At 65.6% G+C, this 17,436-nt stretch carries 15 protein-coding genes; 6 read left to right on the forward strand and 9 right to left on the reverse strand.

Translation table 11 applies throughout. From position 1 onward, the window contains the following. Positions 1 to 142: 142 nt before the first annotated feature. The gene (locus AC1DIO_RS24105) at positions 143 to 1,243 is read left to right on the forward strand and encodes a pyridoxal phosphate-dependent aminotransferase (protein WP_476769270.1); all 1,101 of its coding nucleotides are present in this window, start codon (positions 143 to 145) and stop codon (positions 1,241 to 1,243) included. A gap of 55 nt (positions 1,244 to 1,298) precedes the next feature. On the opposite strand, the gene AC1DIO_RS24110 is transcribed toward AC1DIO_RS24105, so the two are convergent. Together AC1DIO_RS24110 and AC1DIO_RS24115 are read right to left on the reverse strand one after the other, a co-directional pair. Further along, entirely contained in the window at positions 1,299 to 2,165 is an 867-nt protein-coding gene (locus AC1DIO_RS24110; protein WP_476854202.1) for a helix-turn-helix domain-containing protein, read from the reverse strand. 74 nt (positions 2,166 to 2,239) lie between these two features. Beyond that, a complete protein-coding gene (locus tag AC1DIO_RS24115; RefSeq protein ID WP_441507577.1) occupies positions 2,240 to 3,520 on the reverse strand; it encodes a cysteine desulfurase-like protein in 1,281 nt (426 codons plus the stop codon). A gap of 271 nt (positions 3,521 to 3,791) precedes the next feature. Between AC1DIO_RS24115 and AC1DIO_RS24120 the strand changes: the two genes are divergently transcribed. The 4 genes from AC1DIO_RS24120 to AC1DIO_RS24135 all read left to right on the forward strand — a co-directional run bounded on the left by AC1DIO_RS24120 (position 3,792) and on the right by AC1DIO_RS24135 (position 8,342). Further along, positions 3,792 to 4,955 (forward strand): ATP-binding protein, encoded by a 1,164-nt coding sequence (locus tag AC1DIO_RS24120; RefSeq protein ID WP_441507621.1) that lies wholly within the window; start codon positions 3,792 to 3,794, stop codon positions 4,953 to 4,955. A 109-nt stretch (positions 4,956 to 5,064) separates the two neighbouring features. After that, complete coding sequence (locus tag AC1DIO_RS24125; protein ID WP_441493369.1) at positions 5,065 to 5,556, forward strand: MarR family winged helix-turn-helix transcriptional regulator; 492 nt, start codon at positions 5,065 to 5,067, stop codon at positions 5,554 to 5,556. 61 nt (positions 5,557 to 5,617) lie between these two features. Next, on the forward strand, positions 5,618 to 6,796 hold the full coding sequence (locus AC1DIO_RS24130) for an HlyD family secretion protein (RefSeq protein ID WP_441507578.1): 1,179 nt from the start codon (positions 5,618 to 5,620) through the stop codon (positions 6,794 to 6,796). Continuing rightward, positions 6,789 to 8,342: a DHA2 family efflux MFS transporter permease subunit gene (locus AC1DIO_RS24135; RefSeq protein WP_476854203.1), complete on the forward strand. Its 1,554-nt coding sequence runs from the start codon at positions 6,789 to 6,791 to the stop codon at positions 8,340 to 8,342. The genes AC1DIO_RS24130 and AC1DIO_RS24135 overlap by 8 nt, the downstream gene beginning before the upstream one ends. Here the strand turns inward: AC1DIO_RS24135 and AC1DIO_RS24140 are convergent. Together AC1DIO_RS24140 and AC1DIO_RS24145 are read right to left on the reverse strand one after the other, a co-directional pair. Continuing rightward, positions 8,332 to 9,324: an Ldh family oxidoreductase gene (locus AC1DIO_RS24140; RefSeq protein ID WP_476835939.1), complete on the reverse strand. Its 993-nt coding sequence runs from the start codon at positions 9,322 to 9,324 to the stop codon at positions 8,332 to 8,334. The genes AC1DIO_RS24135 and AC1DIO_RS24140 overlap by 11 nt on opposite strands. A 209-nt stretch (positions 9,325 to 9,533) precedes the next feature. After that, the gene (locus tag AC1DIO_RS24145) at positions 9,534 to 9,914 is read right to left on the reverse strand and encodes a hypothetical protein (RefSeq protein ID WP_441507581.1); all 381 of its coding nucleotides are present in this window, start codon (positions 9,912 to 9,914) and stop codon (positions 9,534 to 9,536) included. A gap of 482 nt (positions 9,915 to 10,396) precedes the next feature. Between AC1DIO_RS24145 and AC1DIO_RS24150 the strand changes: the two genes are divergently transcribed. Beyond that, on the forward strand, positions 10,397 to 11,137 hold the full coding sequence (locus AC1DIO_RS24150) for a class I SAM-dependent methyltransferase (protein ID WP_441507582.1): 741 nt from the start codon (positions 10,397 to 10,399) through the stop codon (positions 11,135 to 11,137). Between the two features lie 168 nt (positions 11,138 to 11,305). Here the strand turns inward: AC1DIO_RS24150 and AC1DIO_RS24155 are convergent, their stop codons facing one another. The 5 genes from AC1DIO_RS24155 to AC1DIO_RS24175 form a co-directional block, all read right to left on the reverse strand. Further along, complete coding sequence (locus AC1DIO_RS24155) at positions 11,306 to 11,806, reverse strand: DsrE family protein (RefSeq protein WP_069882881.1); 501 nt, start codon at positions 11,804 to 11,806, stop codon at positions 11,306 to 11,308. Positions 11,807 to 11,872: 66 nt separating this feature from the next. After that, positions 11,873 to 12,514: a hypothetical protein gene (locus AC1DIO_RS24160; RefSeq protein ID WP_441507583.1), complete on the reverse strand. Its 642-nt coding sequence runs from the start codon at positions 12,512 to 12,514 to the stop codon at positions 11,873 to 11,875. After that, positions 12,511 to 13,551, reverse strand: a complete 1,041-nt coding sequence (locus AC1DIO_RS24165) for a TAXI family TRAP transporter solute-binding subunit (protein ID WP_441507584.1) — start codon at positions 13,549 to 13,551, stop codon at positions 12,511 to 12,513. Before AC1DIO_RS24165 ends, AC1DIO_RS24160 begins: the two co-directional genes overlap by 4 nt. Before the next feature lie 64 nt (positions 13,552 to 13,615). Further along, positions 13,616 to 16,423, reverse strand: coding sequence for a coiled-coil domain-containing protein (locus tag AC1DIO_RS24170; protein ID WP_476854204.1), 2,808 nt, complete (start codon positions 16,421 to 16,423; stop codon positions 13,616 to 13,618). Positions 16,424 to 17,032: 609 nt separating this feature from the next. After that, positions 17,033 to 17,425, reverse strand: a complete 393-nt coding sequence (locus AC1DIO_RS24175) for a hypothetical protein (RefSeq protein ID WP_476835516.1) — start codon at positions 17,423 to 17,425, stop codon at positions 17,033 to 17,035. Positions 17,426 to 17,436: the final 11 nt, after the last annotated feature.

Below are 17,436 nucleotides of genomic sequence, written 5' to 3' on the forward strand. Positions count from 1 at the left end.
CCCGCACACAGCTAGCCGGCATACTATTCCAGCGTTTCCGGCGCGGGTGTTATCCCCCTGAGGGAGGATGGTGCGGGGGTGAGGAGGCTGCGTAGTTTCCCGGCATCGTGCTCGTTTGCCTGGGAGGCCGGTCTTGAAATTCGTGCGCATGCCGATCGAAATTGAAGCGCCAGAGCAGCTCGGATACGATACGATCCGTCGGAATCTGTCAGAAAGTTCGGTCGCCGACCGCAGGTTGGGCGAACTCAACGTCAAGCTGGACGACGTCCTGCTCTGCTATGGCGATCATAAGGGCAGCATCGACCTGAGGGATTCGGTGGCGAGCCTCGGTACCGGTCTCGACGCAGAAGACGTCCTCATCACGGCCGGCGCCTCGGCCGCCCTCTTCATGGTCGCCACCTCGCTTCTGGATAGGGACCAGCATCTCGTCGTGGTGCGCCCGAACTACGCGACGAACATCGAGACGCCGCGCGCGATCGGCTGCGACATCACCTTCATTGATCTCGATTTCGAGTCGGGCTTCCGCCTGGATATCGATCGGATCGAGGCGGCGATCCGGCCCAACACCAGATATGTTTCGGTGACCTATCCGCATAATCCCAGCGGCGTGATGATCTCGGAGGCCGAGCTGCACGCCATCGTCGCCCTCGTCGAAAGGAAGGGCTGCTTCCTCCTGTTCGACGAGACCTATCGTGAGATGACATTCGGCCAGATGCTACCGGTGGCCGCGACGCTCAGCCCCCGCGTGATCAGCGTCTCCTCGCTGTCGAAGACCTATGGCATTCCGGGTATCCGCATCGGCTGGCTGATCTGCCGCGATCCAAAGCTGATGCAGCTCTTTCTTGCCGCCAAGGAGCAGATCGGAATCTCGGGCAGCATGATCGACGAGTATGTCGGCTACATCGCGCTGAGCCAGCGCAGGGACTGGCTCGAGCCCAACAACCTATTGATCCGCAAGGGCTTCGAGCTGGTGAAGGCATGGATCGAACGCGACGAGTTCGTCGAATGKGTCGAGCCCCAAGGCGGCTGTGTTTGCCTGCCGCGGATCAGGCCTGATGTGAAGCTCGATCTGCCGACCTTCTATCATCGTCTTTACAGTGTCCATGGCACCTATGTCGGTGCCGGACGCTGGTTCGAGATGCCGGACAACTATTTCCGCGTCGGTTTTGGCTGGCCGACGCTGACGCAATTGTCTGAGGGCCTGGATGGCATTTCCGCGGCGATCCGCGACGCCAGGGGCTGAGGAAGGCCGGTTCTGCCGCCCGCCGCTGGATCATGCCTGCGGCCGGCGGTCTCGTTCAGCGTGCGGGGACCATACCTGCCGCTCCGCCGGAGCGGCTCGACACATCATCCTGCCTCTGGAGCGACATCAGGAACAGAGAGAACAGCTCCTGTTGCGTGGAAAGGCCGAGCTTGGCGTAGAGGTTCTGGCGGTGGGTCTTCACCGTCGTCACCGAAATGCCGAGATTGCGGCTGATCGACTCGCCCGAATGGCCCTTCAGGATCAGGTGGGCTACATCGCATTCGCGCGGGCTGAGTTTCCCTTTGCCGAAATCGCCCAGCAAGAGGTCGAAGGAGGCCCAATGCGTGTCACGCTTGCTGTCCTGGCGGCAATGCTGCCAGATTCGGCGGTAGATTGCCCCTATCAGGGGCTCGATGGTCCGCAGTGCCTCGCAGTCGGCATCGGAGAACCCGCCTAGGCTGGCCAGCCGATAAAAACTGATCTCCGCCATCTCGTCTTGGGGGAGTTCGACGGCGACGACCACCTCCTCCATCCCCGCCGGCCAGCCATAGGTGCGGTAGCCGAGTTCCTCGTCCACCTGTTGTTGGACCTTGAAGTGCCGGTAGTGGTCGGAGGTGAAATAGGCGTCCGGTGCGAGCTCCCGCAAGCGATAGATGCCCGCCTTCAGCCCGTTGAGATAGGCATTGTAGACCGGGTTGAGGATGTAGGTGCCGGCGATGTAAAGCTCGAGCGCTCGCTTTCCGGAGCGGTTGGCGAAGGTGTCGGCCACATAGACGGGGGCGGCCTCGCGCCGATAGACCACCGACATCGCTAGCTTGAAGGGGACGATGCGGTTGATCGCGTCCAGAAGCAAATAGGGGCTGTCGGAACGGTCAAACCGATCGATTGCGCGAGCGGCATCMAAGCTGAATGCCGCGATCATGCCCGCGTGTATCTCCCGATTCAACGCACTCAGTCCTCGTCCAGCTGCGTGACCCGCCTGTACTGCCGCCGGACTCAGGCTAACATGGCCGCATCCTGCCCAACAATCTTGGCGATCGCGGCAAGGGTCCGGTCGATCTCTTCGATCGTGTTGTAATGGGCGACACCCAGCCGAACGACGCCTTCGTCTTCGTCGAGCCCGAGCAGGCGCGCAGGCTCGAGCGCATAATTGTGCCCCGACCAGGCGCAGATGTCCTGCTCCGCCAGAGCTTTCGCGATGACATGGGTCGAGACATGCGAATGCGTGAAGGAAATTGTTGGTACCCGGTGAGCGAGGGAGGCCGCATCGGTGATGCCGCGGACGGTGACATGGGGCAGCCGCAGGAGCCCCCCGATCAGGCGGCGCGACAGCACGTTCTCATAGGCCTCGAAGCTGCGGTAAGCGCCCAAAAGCTTCTCGCGACGCGTTCCGTGGTGGCCGGTGGCCTCACCCAGCCACTCGAGATAGTCGACCGTCGCGGCAAGTCCGGCCAGAAGCTCCGTCTGCGGGGTGCCCGTTTCGAAGCGCTCCGGCAGGGCGTCGCTGGCGCAGCGACACTTGTACGGCTCCAGTTCGGCCAGCAGGCTCTCGCGCCCCCATACCATGCCGAGGTGCGGGCCGAAGAACTTGTAGGACGAGCAGGCCAGGAAATCGCAGCCCAATGCGTGGACTTCGGGAAGCCGGTGCGGCACCAGTTGAACCGCGTCGACATAGACCAATGCGCCGGCTTGCTTCGCGATGGCCGTGAGTGCGGCGACGTCGTTGATGGAACCCGTCATGTTGCTGGCGTAGTTGAGGGCGAGCAGGCGCGTACGGTTGCTGAGGAGTGGCCTGAGGTCCTCCGGCTCGATGCGCCAGCTGTCACGGTTGAAGGGCAGCCATTTGACCTCCAGCCCCAGGTCCCGCGCCATTAGCAGCCAGGGCGAGACGTTGCCCTCATGTTCCATGCGGGTGAGGATGATCTCGTCGCCCGGCCGGAACCGCCTGCCGATCGAGCGTGAGAGATGCAGCGTCAGCGTGGTCATGTTCTGGCCGATGACGATCTCGCGCTCGGATGCCGCCCCAAGCAGGTCGGCCACGGCCTGGTGCGCCTTGAGCCAGATGGCGTCAGCCCGCCTGGAACCGGCAAAGAACCCACCCAGATTGCTGCTGGCACCGGCCATGGCCGCGCCGACGGCGTCGATCACCTGCTGCGGGACCAGTGTTCCGGCGGGATTGTCGAGATAAATCGGCGGATTGGCGACCCTGGAAAGCGCCGGAAACCGGCTGCGTACACTCTCGACGGGGAACGTCTTGGACGGGGCTTGATCGTTCATTGCATGGCCTCGGATAGGATGTGGAGTGAACCCGCACCGCCTGTCATCGTGTGGATCCCAGCTACCCCATTCGATCTCGTGCGCACCATCATCCCTAAGGGGGAGGTCGCTGAGCCGGCGCCATTTGATCGGCGGGCTGTCTCAGATGATCGCGGGGAGCATCATCTTGCGAACCGGCTCGTCAACGCGGCCGCAGTCGGCTTCATCCTTTTCACTCCCTCAGGAAACGGATTACCTTGCAAATCGGGAATTCTCCTCCATAATTGCAAGGATGATACCGCGTCGCATTGCTTCTGAACTAACCCATCTGATCGACAGCTATCCGGCGGTCGCATTGCTGGGGCCACGGCAGGTCGGAAAAACGACCCTGGCCCACGAAATAGGTGAGACGCGCCCCTCGATCTATCTTGACCTGGAATCGGATGCMGATCGCGCCAAGCTGACCGAGCCCGAGCTCTATCTTGCAGGCCACGAAGACAAGCTGGTGATCCTTGACGAGGTGCATCGCCTGCCCGGCCTCTTTCAGAACCTGCGAGGATTGATCGACCGTGGTCGACGTGCCGGCCACCGGACAGGGCGCTTCCTGCTGCTGGGCTCGGCCTCGATCGAGCTTCTGAAGCAATCAGGCGAGAGCCTTGCGGGCCGGATTTCGTATCTTGAACTCGGGCCGATCAACGGTCTTGAGGTCCCTCGGGAGGATCTGAACAGGTTATGGCTGCGAGGTGGCTTTCCAGACAGCTTCCTGGCCGCCAGCGCTCGCGTGAGCCAGCGCTGGAGACAGGATTTCGTTCGTACCTATCTTGAGCGTGACATTCCGCAGTTGGGTCCTCGGATCCCGGCTGAGACTTTGCGGCGTTTCTGGACGATGCTCGCGCATCATCAGTCGGGCCTGCTGAATGGAGCGGAGCTGGCACGTTCCCTTGGCGTCGACGGCAAGACGGTCGCGTCCTATCTCGATCTCCTGGTCGATCTGCTTCTCGTCCGTCGCCTTGAGCCTTGGCACGCCAACGCCGGAAAGCGCTTGGTCAAATCACCCCGTGTATACGTCCGGGACAGTGGGATCACGCATACGCTCCTCGGCCTGGAAACGCTGGAGGACGTCCTCGGACATCCCATCGCCGGCGCCAGTTGGGAAGGTTTTGCGATCGAGACTCTTATCGCCGCCGTGCCACCTGGCACTCAGGCAAACTTCTATCGCACAGCTGCGGGCGCAGAAATCGATCTCGTGCTGACCCTGCCTGGACGGCGGCCCTGGGCGATCGAGATCAAGCGCAGCCTCACGCCGAAGGTGGAGCGAGGATTTCATCACGCTTGCGAGGATATCGCCCCCGAGCGACGCATCGTGATCTATCCGGGCGTCGAGCCATACCCACTCCGGGACGGAATCGACGTGATGCCGCTCGACCATGCCGCCCGAGCGTTGAGCGGGGGCTGAGCCGCATATCGATGCCCCGGCGAGGCGAACGCGACATTGAAACTGGCCAGACGAGTCGGGCGCATTGCAGAACCTAAGCTAAAATAATATATGGATGCTTATGAACAGCATGCCTAAAGCCCTGACCAAAGAGCAGCCCTCGCGCACTGTCGGTTTCCTCCTGCACGATGTCGCGCGACTGCTGCGCAAGCGCTTCGAGCAGAATGCCCGCGGGTTCGGGTTGGAGCTGACCCGGTCGCAATGGCAGGTGCTGGCCTATCTCGACAAGAATGAAGGCATCCGGCAGGGCGGCCTTGCCGAGTTGCTCGAGGTCGAGCCGATCACGCTCGGCCGCATCCTCGACAAGCTCGAAAGCTGCGGACTGATCGAACGCCGGCACGACGCCACGGACCGGCGCGTCTGGCGGCTCTCCCTCACAGAAAAGGCCGGGCCGACCCTCGCGACCATGCGCGAGCTCGGCGAGATCACCCGCGCCGAGGCCTTCGCCGACACCTCCGAAGCCGAGCGCGAGGCGCTCCTCGCCCTGCTCACGACGATGCGTGGGAACCTCTCGGCGGCCTGTGCGATGCCGCCAGCCGTAGGACCGAAGACCGATGGATGACACAGCGAGACAACCCGACCCCGTCCGGAACGACGGCTCGGATCCTTCTGCGGCCAGCAACGTGACCGAAATCCGCCGCCCCGAGCCGAGGCTGCCTTCGGCTCAGCCCGCCCCTGTCACTAAAGCTCCCGAGACCACGGCGCAGGCGCCTGCCCCGGCCAGCACCGCTCCCGCCGCCAAGCCGCGCAATCTGAAGCGCTCCATCCTCTTCGCATTGCTGCCMGTCGCGCTTGCCGCGGGCGGCTACTGGTACGTCGTCGGCGGGCAGGTCATGTCGACCGACAACGCCTATGTGCAAGCCGACATCGTCGGCATCTCGACCGACGTCGCCGGCATCGTTGGCGAAATCGACGTGCGCGACAACCAGCAGGTCAAGGCCGGGGACGTTCTGTTCAAGCTCGACGACGCGCAGTTCCGCTTCGCCCTCGACCGGGCGAACGCGCAGATTGGGGTGGTCCGCAACGATCTTGAAGCGCAGAAGGCGAACTACAAGGCGATGCAGAGCAAGATCGCCCAGGCCAGGACCGATATCGATTACTACACCACCGCCTTCAAGCGGCAGCAGGACCTCGCGACCAAGGCGGTGGCCTCGCAGGTGACCTATGATTCAGCCAAGCACGATCTCGATGGCGCCGTGCAGAAGCTCGCGCAGCTCCAGAGCCAGCTCATCGGTATCGCCGCCAGCCTGAACGGCAATCCCGATGCGCCGATCGAGGACCACCCTCGCTACAAGGACAGCGTCGCAGCCCGGGCCGAGGCTGCCCGCCAGCTCGATCACACCGTGGTCAAGGCGCCGATGGACGGCATCGTCACCAATGTGCCCTCGCTGCAGAAGGGGCAGTACCTTGCCGACGCGACCGTCGGCTTCAGCCTGGTCTCGGCCGACCATGTCTGGATCCAGGCGAACCCCAAGGAGACCGAGTTGACCTGGGTCCGCCCGGGACAGAAGGCGCGGGTCTATGTCGACACCTATCCCGGCGCCGAATGGACCGGCACGGTCGACAGCATCAGCCCGGCCTCGGCCGCAAGCTTTTCGCTGCTGCCGGCCCAGAACACCAGCGGCAACTGGGTCAAGGTCGTCCAGCGCATCGCCATGCGCGTCAAGATCGACACGCCCGCCGGCAAGCCGCTGTTGCGGGCTGGCATGAGCGTCGTGCTTGATGTCGATACCGGCCGCGCCCGCGGCCTGCCCAGCTTCGTCTCGGACCTCTTCGGCAAGACCGAGACTCACAATGGCTGATGGTGTCGCCACGGCGGCGACCCCCGTGGTCGCCAATCGCGGCGCCATCACCGTCTGCGTGATCCTCGCCGTGATCATGCAGGCTCTCGACACGACGATCGCGAATGTCGCGCTGCCCTATATCCAGGGCAGCGTCTCGGCCAGCGCCGATCAGATCAACTGGGTCCTGACCTCCTATATCGTCGCGGCCGCGATCATGACGCCGCCATCGGGCTTCCTTGCCGCCCGCTTCGGCAGGAAGCGCGTGCTCTCGGTCGCGATCATCGGCTTCGTCGTCGCCTCGATGCTCTGCGGCGCCGCGCAGTCGCTGACTCAGATCGTCGGCTTCCGCCTGCTCCAGGGCTTCTTCGGCGCYGCCCTGGTGCCGGTGTCCCAGAGCATCCTGCTCGACATCTACACGCCGGAGGAGCGCGGCTCGGCGATGGCGCTGTTCGGCGTCTCGGTCATGGTCGGCCCGGTGCTCGGCCCCGTCATCGGCGGCTGGCTGACCGAGAACATCTCCTGGCGCTGGGTCTTCTATATCAACCTGCCGCTCGGCGCATTGGCCCTGGCGGGCGTCGGGATCTTCGTCACCGAGACGAAATCGAACGCCTTGGCCAGGCTCGACTGGATCGGCTTCGGCGCGCTCAGCCTCGCCATCGCCTCGCTCCAGCTCTTCCTCGACCGCGGCGCCCAGCTCGACTGGTTTTCGTCGCTCGAGATCATCGTCGAGGCGACGGTCTGCGTCGCGGCGATCTACATCCTGGTGGTCCACACCCTCACGGCAGAGAACTCCTTCATCAAGCCGCGCCTGTTCCTCGATCGCAACTTCAGCGTCGGCATGATCTTCATCTTCATCGTCGGCATCACCTATCTCGCTTCGCTGGCGTTGATGACGCCCTTTTTGCAGACGCTGATKGGCTACCCCGTCGTCACCGCCGGCATCGTCATGGGCCCGCGCGGCATGGGCACGATGCTCTGCATGTTCCTGGTCKGACGGCTGATCGGCAAGGTCGACATCCGCATCCTGCTCGGCGCCGGCCTGGCCGTCAGCGCCTGGGCGATGTACGACATGGCCGGCTGGACCCCGGACGTCTCGCAGCAGACGATCATCGTCACCGGCTTCATCCAGGGAGCGGGTCTGGGCCTGCTCTTCGTGCCGCTGACCACTGTGACCTTCTCCACGCTGCAGCCGCAGGATCGCGGCGACGCCACCGGCCTTTACAACCTGTCGCGCAATATCGGCTCCAGTGTCGGCATCTCGATCGTCAGCTATCTGCTCACCCGCAACGTCCAGGTGAACCACGCCGAGATCGCGACTTACGTCACGCCCTTCAACCGCATCTTCGAGATGCCGGCGATCAAGGAGGCCTGGGATCCGCTGACGCTGGCCGGGCGCGCCGCGCTCGACGAGGTCATCACGCGCCAGGCGATGATCATCGCCTATATCGACGATTTCAAGCTGCTGATGATCCTGTGCCTCGCGGCCATGCCGTTCCTCGCCCTGCTGGTCACCTCGAAGCAGAAGAAGGCGCCGTCGGATGACCATCCGATGGTCATGGAGTAGCGCGCCGCTGGCCCCGCCCGAGGGAGTATCGCGCGATCGCCTCCACCAGCGCATCGGGCAGCTCGATCTCCTGGCGAGCCGGCCTTTGTCCGGGAATATGGACGCCCTTGCCCGCCAGGCGTTCGAGATGCGCAGCCAGCCGGGCTGAAAAATCCGGAGCGAAGAGCTCCGGCTTCAGCGCGACGACCAGGAGCCCTACGCCGGGGGATTGGCTGCCGCCAGCGAAGGACGGCGCATCGAGCGACCAGTTCGCGCCGGTCATGCCGGCTGCCAGGGTTTCCACGATCAGCGCGATATTGGCGCCGCGCTCGCCCCCAAAAGCGAGAAGCGCTCCGGTGAGCGCCGCGCGTGGGTCGGTGGTGGGCTGGCCGCTCGCATCCACGGCCCAGCCCGGCGGTATCGCCTCGCCGGTCTCGGCGGCCTGCCTGATATTGACGAAGGCCGTCGCGCTCGTGGCCTGGTCAATGACCAAAGGCTGGCCGCCCGCGACGGGCGCGGCGAAGGAGAGCGGATTGGTGCCGTAGACGGCCTCCTGGCTCTTGCCCGCCGCCACCAGCGCCGGCCCATTGGCAAGGGCAAGCCCGATCAATCCTGCTTCGGCGAGACGGCGGGTGTAGTAGCCGAGTTCGCCGACCGTGTAGCTGTTCGCCTGGATCAGCAGCGCGAGGCCGTAGAGCCCGGCGCGCGCCTGCAATTCAGCAAAGGCGAGATCGAAACCGAGCTGGGCGATGCCTCCCCCGGCCTCGATCCGGATCGAGGCCGAGGTCGGAAAGCTGACCTCCGGGGTGACGGAGCCCGCGATCCGCCCGGCCGCGAGGCTATCGAGATAGTCCAGGAGATGCGCGAACCCGACAGAGGGACGACCCGACACTTCCGCAGCGATCGTCGCATCCGCGAGCGCTGCCGCGACAGCATCGCTGCCTCCAGCGGCCAGCACGGCGTGGCGCGCCATCTCGTGCGCGCCGTCTATCGTCATTCGCATCGCTGCCCCCGCCCCCCGCAAAAGCTGTGGCCCCATACCGGGGAAGAGCGGGGTTAAATCCAGCCTTGCGTTACGTCAACKACCGGAGCGGACGATCTGCGGACTGAAATGGCCGTAGTAAGGATAGGTGGCAGCTTGCGCACTCGCAGGCTGGCGCCATCCAAAACGGGATGACGATAGCTAGCGGGATGCGAGATGCGTGAAACGGATCAAAGACAGGTCCGGATCCCGTTCTTGACGATTTCTGGCCATTCCGGGCCGAGGGCTTCCCGCGCGTCGAGGGCGTTCTGATAGCCCGGCTCACCGTTCTTGAACATCATCACCGCGAGCTGCCTGTCATGGGTGCCGCTCACGATGGTCGGGCCAGGAACATAGGTGCTCCTGGCCTGATAGGTGTTGCCGGAGAACGAGCCACTGGTCTGGAAACTCCCCGGCATCTGGCTGACCGAGACATTGTTCTGAGACGCTGCGCCGCCAATGATGTAGCGGTCGTAGCCTGCCCTGATCGTCTCGATCGCGGCGCTCTTGGCTGCGACCTTTGCCGCCCCTTGAGGGCCGCAGGCCGGCGCAGCGCCGGCGTCGATCATCATGGTGTTCGCGAGGTTCGTGTCGCCGATGCACCGGCACAGCCGCCAACCAAAGCCGCGCAACCCAACACAGCAACCAAGAGCTTCATCGTCAGTCCCCCAACCCCGGCGATTCGTTCTCTTCAGACGCCGTTCCTGCCGTTCGGTAGCGACACGGTTCATGGCAGGCAATGGCCAATCGGGCCTACAGGGGCGCAATCGTCTCGGGTGCCGGGAAAGTCCGCTGCAGCGGCCGCCGATTGACCCCGGGGGATTGKACCGCGCTGCGACGTTGACAGGAATCGTGCCGTTCCCGATAAATCCGGGATGGTCGAGACGGATACGCATATCGTTGCCCGCGCTGCCGGCATCCCAACAGGCGGGATGCGGGACAGCCGATCGCTGCGTTAACACACGCGTATCGCGCCCCTGCAGCCTCGCCGGAAACGGACGGGGCCAATTTCACGCCTGTGCCTCGTCCATCTGAATGTGATGGAGTGAAAGACGTGGCACAGAACATCTATGACGATCCAAAATTCTTCGCCGGCTACAGCCAGCTTCCCCGACAGGTTCATGGTCTGGCCGGCGCGCCGGAATGGCCGGCGATCCGCGCCATGCTGCCCGGCCTGACGGGCAAGCGCGTCGTCGATCTCGGCTGCGGCTTCGGCTGGTTTGCCCGGTGGGCGCGCGAGCACGGGGCCGGGTCCGTGCTCGGACTGGACGTCTCCGAGAAAATGATCGCCCGGGCGATCGCGGATACCTCCGACGCGGGCGTCGCGTACGCAATCGCCGATCTCGAGCTGCTCGACCTGCCCCAGGCTGCGTTCGACTTCGCCTTCAGCGCGCTGACCTTCCACTATATCGCGGATTTCGGGCGCCTGCTGCGCATGGTGCATCGCTCCCTCACGCCAGGCTCCCAGTTCGTGTTCACGATCGAACACCCGATCTACATGGCGGCTACGCATCCGCGCTGGTGGACCGACGAGGACGGCCGTAAGACCTGGCCGGTGAACCGCTATGCGATCGAAGGCGAGCGCCGGACCAACTGGTTCACCGACGGCGTGCTCAAATATCACCGGACGTTAGCCACGACGCTCAACACATTGATCGCAACGGGATTTTCGATCCGCCAGGTCGAGGAATTTGCCCCGACAGCCGATCAGATCGCCGAGAACCCGGGCCTGGCGGCGGAATGCGAGCGGCCGATGATGCTGCTGGTCTCCGCAGAGCGCTCAGCGAGCGACTGATCGGCCGCGGCCATTCGCAGGACACTCTCGGCAACGGGGACGTTCCGTTGCGGAGAGGTTTGGTGGGGGAGCGCCTGGCACGACGCCGCGCGCTCTCCCCGCTAGCACGCAGTTGTGACGGGCATCGGCTGCGCCAAAAGCCGCAATCCACTTTTGGTCGCCGATGCTTCAGGGCCTGACATAGGTCCAGCCCTTCTCCTGCAGTTCCATGACGCGCACGACGCCGGATTTGACCAGCGTCGCCTCGGGGATCAGGCCGATCTCTTTGTTTTCCGTCTTGCTCATGTTCTCCTGGGTGTTGCCGCAAGCCTTGAATGAKATCGACGGCGTGCTCGCCGTGATCGCCTTGATCCGTGCCTTCACCGGCGAGGTATCCTCACGCAGCATGTGCAGGCCGGGGCCGAAGGTGACGATCTCGATCTCCACCTTCTCGCCGAGGTCCTTGTAGTATTGCGCCACGTTCGTCGCGTTGTTGAGCGCGAGATTCATCGTCGCCGGCTCGTTGGTGTTGACCTGCAGGATGAGCTGGTGCGGCTTCTTTTCCGCCGCGGGCTTTGCGGCCTGCGCCGTCACCTGCTTCTTCGGCTGCGCCAGCGCCGGCGGCACGACGATCAGCAACGCTGCGAGGCCGGCCAGCGAGACCCTCATGGCCTTGGCATATCCAGTCATGGTCTTCATCTCCCGTGGTTTGCGACGAGTTCGGCGACGGCTTGGGCGAGAAGGCTTGGGCGAAGACTACGGGTTCCGCGGCCTGGCGATGGCGCCCGGCCAGTTGCAGGCCGCGGCGACCTTCTCCCTCACCCGCTTCAGCCCGCCGAGCGCAAAGGTGCCGTCATGGGCAGCGCCGACACGCGGAGCGAGACGAATGGCGAGGTCGCCCTCGTCCGGCAGCGCCAGCAGGAGCTGCGCGACATCGCCCTTGAAGGCGACGCCGGCGCCGAACGAGGGCTGCGCGGCCGCCGCTTGCACCGACTGGCCGTCGTTGACGCGGTAGGAGATGGTGTAGTCCGTGCCGCCCTTGGCGAGCGCGGGGCCTGTGACGACGAGCTCGGTGCGGCCGCCACGGCAATGGATGGCGAGCTGGCTCAGCGCGCCGTCGGAACCGGTGCGGGCAGCCGCGGTGGCGGTGACGATCGGGCTATAATTCACCGGCGAGGTGGTTTCACTGATGATCCAGTTCTCCCCCCCGCGCGCCTGAGGCGCCGCCGGCTCCAGGCGCTGCGAGAGCGTGTCCAGGCATTTCAGCCGCTCGGCCTGCGCCATCTGGGAGCAGGCTCGCAGATGCGCCATCGGGTCGGGCGCCGCATTGGGTGCGCCTTGCGCGAGCGCGATCCCGCTTGCGGCGGCGAAGGCGACGGAGAGCGCGAAGGCCTTCATTGCAGCGCCCGCGGGGCGCGCGCCTGACGATCGAGCCATTGCTGCGCCGCCGAGAACCGCTCGAGCCCGGGCACGGTCGCGGCCAGGTTGATCGACTTCCATTTCGGGTCGAAGCCCGGCGCCTGGAGCTGGTCGATCCGGTTGAACAGCGTGTCGACGAAACGGGCGACGCGCTGATAGCGGTTGGTCTGGGGCTGCCAGTTGAAGGCGACGAGCGCAGTCGGCACCGAGATGGTCGGGACGCGCTCGCCGGCCTTGATCAGCCCGGGATATTCGCCCGCCTCCAGCACGGCCGGCAGATAATAATCCTCGAATTTGCTGTCATAGGGAACAGAGAGGAACTTGAATCCCGGCTCAAAACGGCCACGCACGAAGGCATCGACGGGCTTGGAGGTGATGAAGACGACCGCCGCCATCTCGCCCTTGCGCATCTGCTCCAGCGCGATCGGGTGGGGGATGAAGGTCTTCTCGGCGTTGATGCCGAGGCGGCTGAAGATCAGCGGGCCGGAATAGGCGGCAGCCGTGCCCAGCGTGTTGAAATTCACCTTCTTGCCGGCGAGGTCCTGCAGGCTCTGGATCTCCGGCCGGACAAAGATGTGCAGCTCCGAGGGGAAGAGATTGAGCACATAGGTGATCTGCCGCCGGATCTGCGGCATCTGGTTCCTGTATTCGTCCAGCGCGTCGGAATTGATGATCGCGGTGTCGATCCCGCGCAGATAGAGCAGCGAATTCAGGTTCTCGGTGGGCCCCCTGGTCACGATCGGCAGGACATGCAGGTTCGGCCCGTCATCGACGACGCGCGCCATCTCCGCCGCGAAGCGCAGCGGCGCCCCCTCGATCAGGCCGCCGGCGAGACCGACGGTCCAGGCATTCATCCGCTCCTTTTCCGCCTCAAAGGTCGGCGCGCGCCGCGGCGCAGCCCCGCGCACGGCCTCCAGCCGTGTCGTCTGCGCCTGCAGATCGCCTGGCGGGAGCGCCGGGACAAACAGGGTCAAGGCGGCGAGCAGGCACAGGCATCGTCCTGGAAACAGCGTCATTCCCGAACTCCCCTTTGGCATCCCCATTCGGCCATTCGGCCGTCTCCGCCCCCGCCCGGGCGTTTTACTGACGCAAGCCGTTCAAGCGCTCCTTCGCCTCCGGGATGCCGCCGGCCTGCGCCTTCGCATAAAGCTCGCGCGCCCTCGCCGCCTCGCCCCGTGTGCCATAGGTCCGCCAGGTCGAGAGGATGGCGGGGTCATAGGTTTCCGCGAGCATGAAGAACGCCCGGGCGCTGCCGGTTTCCGCGGCGCGCTCGAGCACGATCCGCGCCGAGGCGATATCGCCCTGCCCGATCAGGACGCTGGCGCGCGCAATCAGCCGCGTCGCCTCTGCCTCGCTGGCGACCGGCGGTGACTGCGGCGGCGCTGGCGGTGCAACGGGCTCGGCCAACGCGGCCGGCCTGGTGACCTGGTTCGCGGCCTGGCTGGAGGCCTGACTGGCCGGCGCAGGCTCGGGCGTGGCGCGCGCCACCGCCGTGCGCCGCGCCGCCTCGAGTTCCCGCGCCAGCGCAKCCGCCCTGCCGCGCTCGTCCTGCAGAGCCTGGCGCAGTTCCGCCGCGGCGCTCTCCGCCGCCTGCCTGAGCTTTCCCGCCTCCTCGCCCGCCTTGCGCAGGTCCGAGACCTGCACCCCGGCGTCGCGCCGCGCCTTCGCCAATTCGTCCGCGAGTGCGGCGCCGCGGGGGCGCTCCTCCTCGAGCACCTGGCGCTGTTGCGCCGCGCTCGTGGCCTGGGCCTCGCGCGCTGCTGCAATCTCCCGCGCCAGCCCGGCGGCTTTCTCCTGCTMCTGCCTGAGCGCGTCTGCGGTCTTCGCCAGTTCCCCCTGCTTCAGCTGCGTCGTATCCTCGCTGGCCTTGCGCAACGCTGCAGCTTGCGTCCCCGCTTCACGCTGCACCTTCGCCAGCTCGGCGGCGAGCGCAACGCTATGGGCGCGCTCATCGTTAAGCGCCTGACGCTGCTGCGCCGTGCTCGCGGCCAATGTCTCGCGCGCCGCCGTGACCTGAAGCGCGAGCGCTGCCGCCCTTTCGTGCTCCTGCCTCAGCGCGTCCGCAGTCTTGGAGGCGTCTGCCGTCCTGGCGGCCTCCGCCTGCCTGAGCCCTGCGGCCTCCTCGTTCGCCTTGCGCAGTTCCGCCAGCTGCAATCCGGCTTCGCGTTGCTCCTTCGCCAGTTCGCCGGCGAGTGCCGCGCTGCGGGAGCGCTCCTCCTCGAGCGCCTGGCGCTGCTGCGCCGTGCCCGTCGCCAGCGCCTCGCGCGCGGCTGAAACCTCGGCGGCAAGGGCCGCCGCCTGCCCGCGCTCCTGCCCCTGCGCATCCGCATTGGTTTCGGACTGTGCCTGCCTGAGCCCTGCGGCATCCGCATTCGCCTTGCTCAGCTGCGCCGCCTGCGTTTCGATTTCGCGCTGCGCCTTCGCCAGAGCGCCGGCGAGCGCGGCGCTGCGGGCGCGTTCCTCGTCGAGCGCCTGGCGCTGCTGCGCCGTGCCGGCAGAAAGCTCCTGCCGCGCCGCCGCCACCTGCTGTACGAGAGCGGCGGCCTGCTCACGCTCCTGCTTCAACGCGTCCGCAGCCTTGGCGGCGTCTGCGGTCCCGGCGACCTCTGCCTGCCTKAGCCTCGCCGCCTCGTCGCTCGCCTTGCTCAGCTCTGCGATCTGCAGCTGCCTCTCGCGCTGCGCCTTCGCCAATTCGCCCGCGAGCGCCGCGCTGCGGGCGCGCTCCTCGTCGAGCGCCTGGCGCTGCTGCGTCGTGCCGGCCGTGAACTCCAGCCGCACCGAGGCAACCTCACCTGCGAGCGCGGCCGCCCGCTCGCGCTCCAGCTTCAGCTGCTCGGCCTCTTCGCCCGCCTTGCGCAGTTGTGCCGCCTGCATCTCCAGATCGCGCTGCGCCGACGCCAGCTGGTCGGCCAAGGCGCTGCTGCGGGCATGTTCCGCCTCGAGCGCCTGACGCTGCTGCTCGGTGTCCGCGCTCAGTGCCTCCCGCGCTGCGGCAACCTCGCGCGCCAGCGCAGCCGCCTGCTCGCGCTCCTGTCCAAGCGAGGCCGCGGCCCTTGCGACCTCCGCCTGCTTCAGTTGCGCGGCGTCTTCGCCGGCCTTGCGCATGTGTTCGGCCTGCATCCCGGCGTCGCGCTGCGCCTTCGCCAGTTCGCCAGCCAGTGCGGCGCTGCGGGCCCGTTCGCCTTCGAGGGCCTGGCGATATTGCGCAGTGCTGTCAGTGAGTTCCTGCCGCGCAGCAGCGACCTGTTGCGTCAGATTTGCAGCCTGTTCGCGCTCCCGTCGGAGCGCTTCCGCGGATTTCGCGGCCTGGGCCCGCAATTGCAGCACGTCCAGCTGTTCGAGGGTGCGCCCGGCCTCGACCGGATCTTCCACCCGGGTTTCGGGCGGCCGGGAATTCGGGGATTTCTGCGCATCGGGCGCCGGCGCCGTGGTCAGCTGCCGGATGTCCGCCGGCGCGTTGGCCCGGCTGGATTCGCCCGTTCGCGGCGCTGGAGGCGGGCTCTTCGCGTTCCGGTCCGGCGACGGGGCGCGCATCGCGACCTGCGGCCCGGCCTTGCCGCCATCGTCGCGCTGAACCAGGCCGCCGATCCAATAGAAAAACAGCAGCGCCGCAGCGACGAGCGCGGCGGCGGCGATCGGCAGATAGAGGCGTCGCCTCGAGCGGCGCTCCGTGGCGCGATCATCCGGTCCTTCGCCCTCGAGAAGGAAGTAATTGTCATGAGCCAATGGGTGCCAATGCGTCGGCGTGATCGTGATCGGCTCATCGTTCTTGCCGATCCACTGGCCTGTCGCCGCCATCCAGTGAGCAACGTCATAGATGCCACTCGAATCATCCTCGAGGATGACGAATGTCCCGTCCTTCGGTGCGGTTTCGATCTCGTTGCGCATTTAATAGACGCCTGTTCAGGCGGTCTTAGCGGACCATTACGTCTCCACTTCACCTGCAAGGGAACGCCAATCCACCCCGGCAGGTTGCGCAAAGGTTACACATTATTGTGGAGCTAGGCCACAACGTCCCGGCACTGGGGGAAATCCGACAGTATCCGCACGTATTGCGCGTAAAAAACTCTTCCGCGCTTGCGCATCATCAGGGCCGCATAACCGAGCGCGGCCGTCGCGATGCGCCCCCGCCGGAGCGGACGCTGCAGCACGTCCCAGCCATGGCGCGGGCCGCGGGGCGGGATCGGACGGAGGGGCCAGCATCCCGGAGCCTGCCCTTTCCCGCAGGGGCAGCAGCGCCTGATTGCAGCGCGGGGCGAGCCCGCGCCACGATTTCGGTCAGCGACTGGGTGGCACGGAGATCGGCGCCCTCGCCCTCAGCTCATCGGACCGTCCCGAAAACCGTAATCCAGTTTTCGGGACGATGAGCTAAGCATCTGTGTTTGCATCGGCTTGCCCGAAAACCGCAATCCAGTTTTCGTGCCGATGAGCTAAGCATCTGTGTTTGCATCGGCTTGGCCCGAAAACCGCAATCCAGTTTTCGGGCCGATGCTTGGCTCAGAACATGAAGCCCGGGCCGCCCCAGGGCCCGAAATCGAAGGCATCCTGCGCCATCGCCGCCGTCATCTGGCGTTCGTCGGCCAGCTTCTTGGCGAACACCATCTGCCGGAACTGGGCATAGGCCGTCTGGTCGCCGAAATAGACGCATTGGCAGACGATCGGGTCGGCATAGACATAGACCATCTGGTTGTTCTTGACCTGCTGGACGAACTTGTTGGGCGGGAACTTGCGCAAGGTCGCCAGGCGTTCCGGCGTATTGGCGGGCTGGGGAACGAAGCCCGCCGCCGACAGCATGTCTTCCTTGTTCTGAACGGCGTCAGTGGTCGACTGGCACCCGGCCAGCGCCAGGCCGATGGACACCACCAGCCCCGCCAAAGAACATTGCTTCATCGATTATTCCT

The sequence above is a fragment of the Allobosea sp. 05T439 genome, assembly GCF_056396005.1.

Bases quoted from the DNA above. Each gene is read 5' to 3' on its own strand.
- AC1DIO_RS24115 (WP_441507577.1), bottom strand. From the start codon at position 3,520: ATGAACGATCAAGCCCCGTCCAAGACGTTCCCCGTCGAGAGTGTACGC.
- AC1DIO_RS24125 (WP_441493369.1), top strand. From the start codon at position 5,065: ATGCCTAAAGCCCTGACCAAAGAGCAGCCCTCGCGCACTGTCGGTTTC.
- AC1DIO_RS24140 (WP_476835939.1), bottom strand. From the start codon at position 9,324: ATGCGAATGACGATAGACGGCGCGCACGAGATGGCGCGCCACGCCGTG.
- AC1DIO_RS24145 (WP_441507581.1), bottom strand. From the start codon at position 9,914: ATGATGATCGACGCCGGCGCTGCGCCGGCCTGCGGCCCTCAAGGGGCG.
- AC1DIO_RS24160 (WP_441507583.1), bottom strand. From the start codon at position 12,514: ATGAAGGCCTTCGCGCTCTCCGTCGCCTTCGCCGCCGCAAGCGGGATC.
- AC1DIO_RS24165 (WP_441507584.1), bottom strand. From the start codon at position 13,551: ATGACGCTGTTTCCAGGACGATGCCTGTGCCTGCTCGCCGCCTTGACC.
- AC1DIO_RS24175 (WP_476835516.1), bottom strand. From the start codon at position 17,425: ATGAAGCAATGTTCTTTGGCGGGGCTGGTGGTGTCCATCGGCCTGGCG.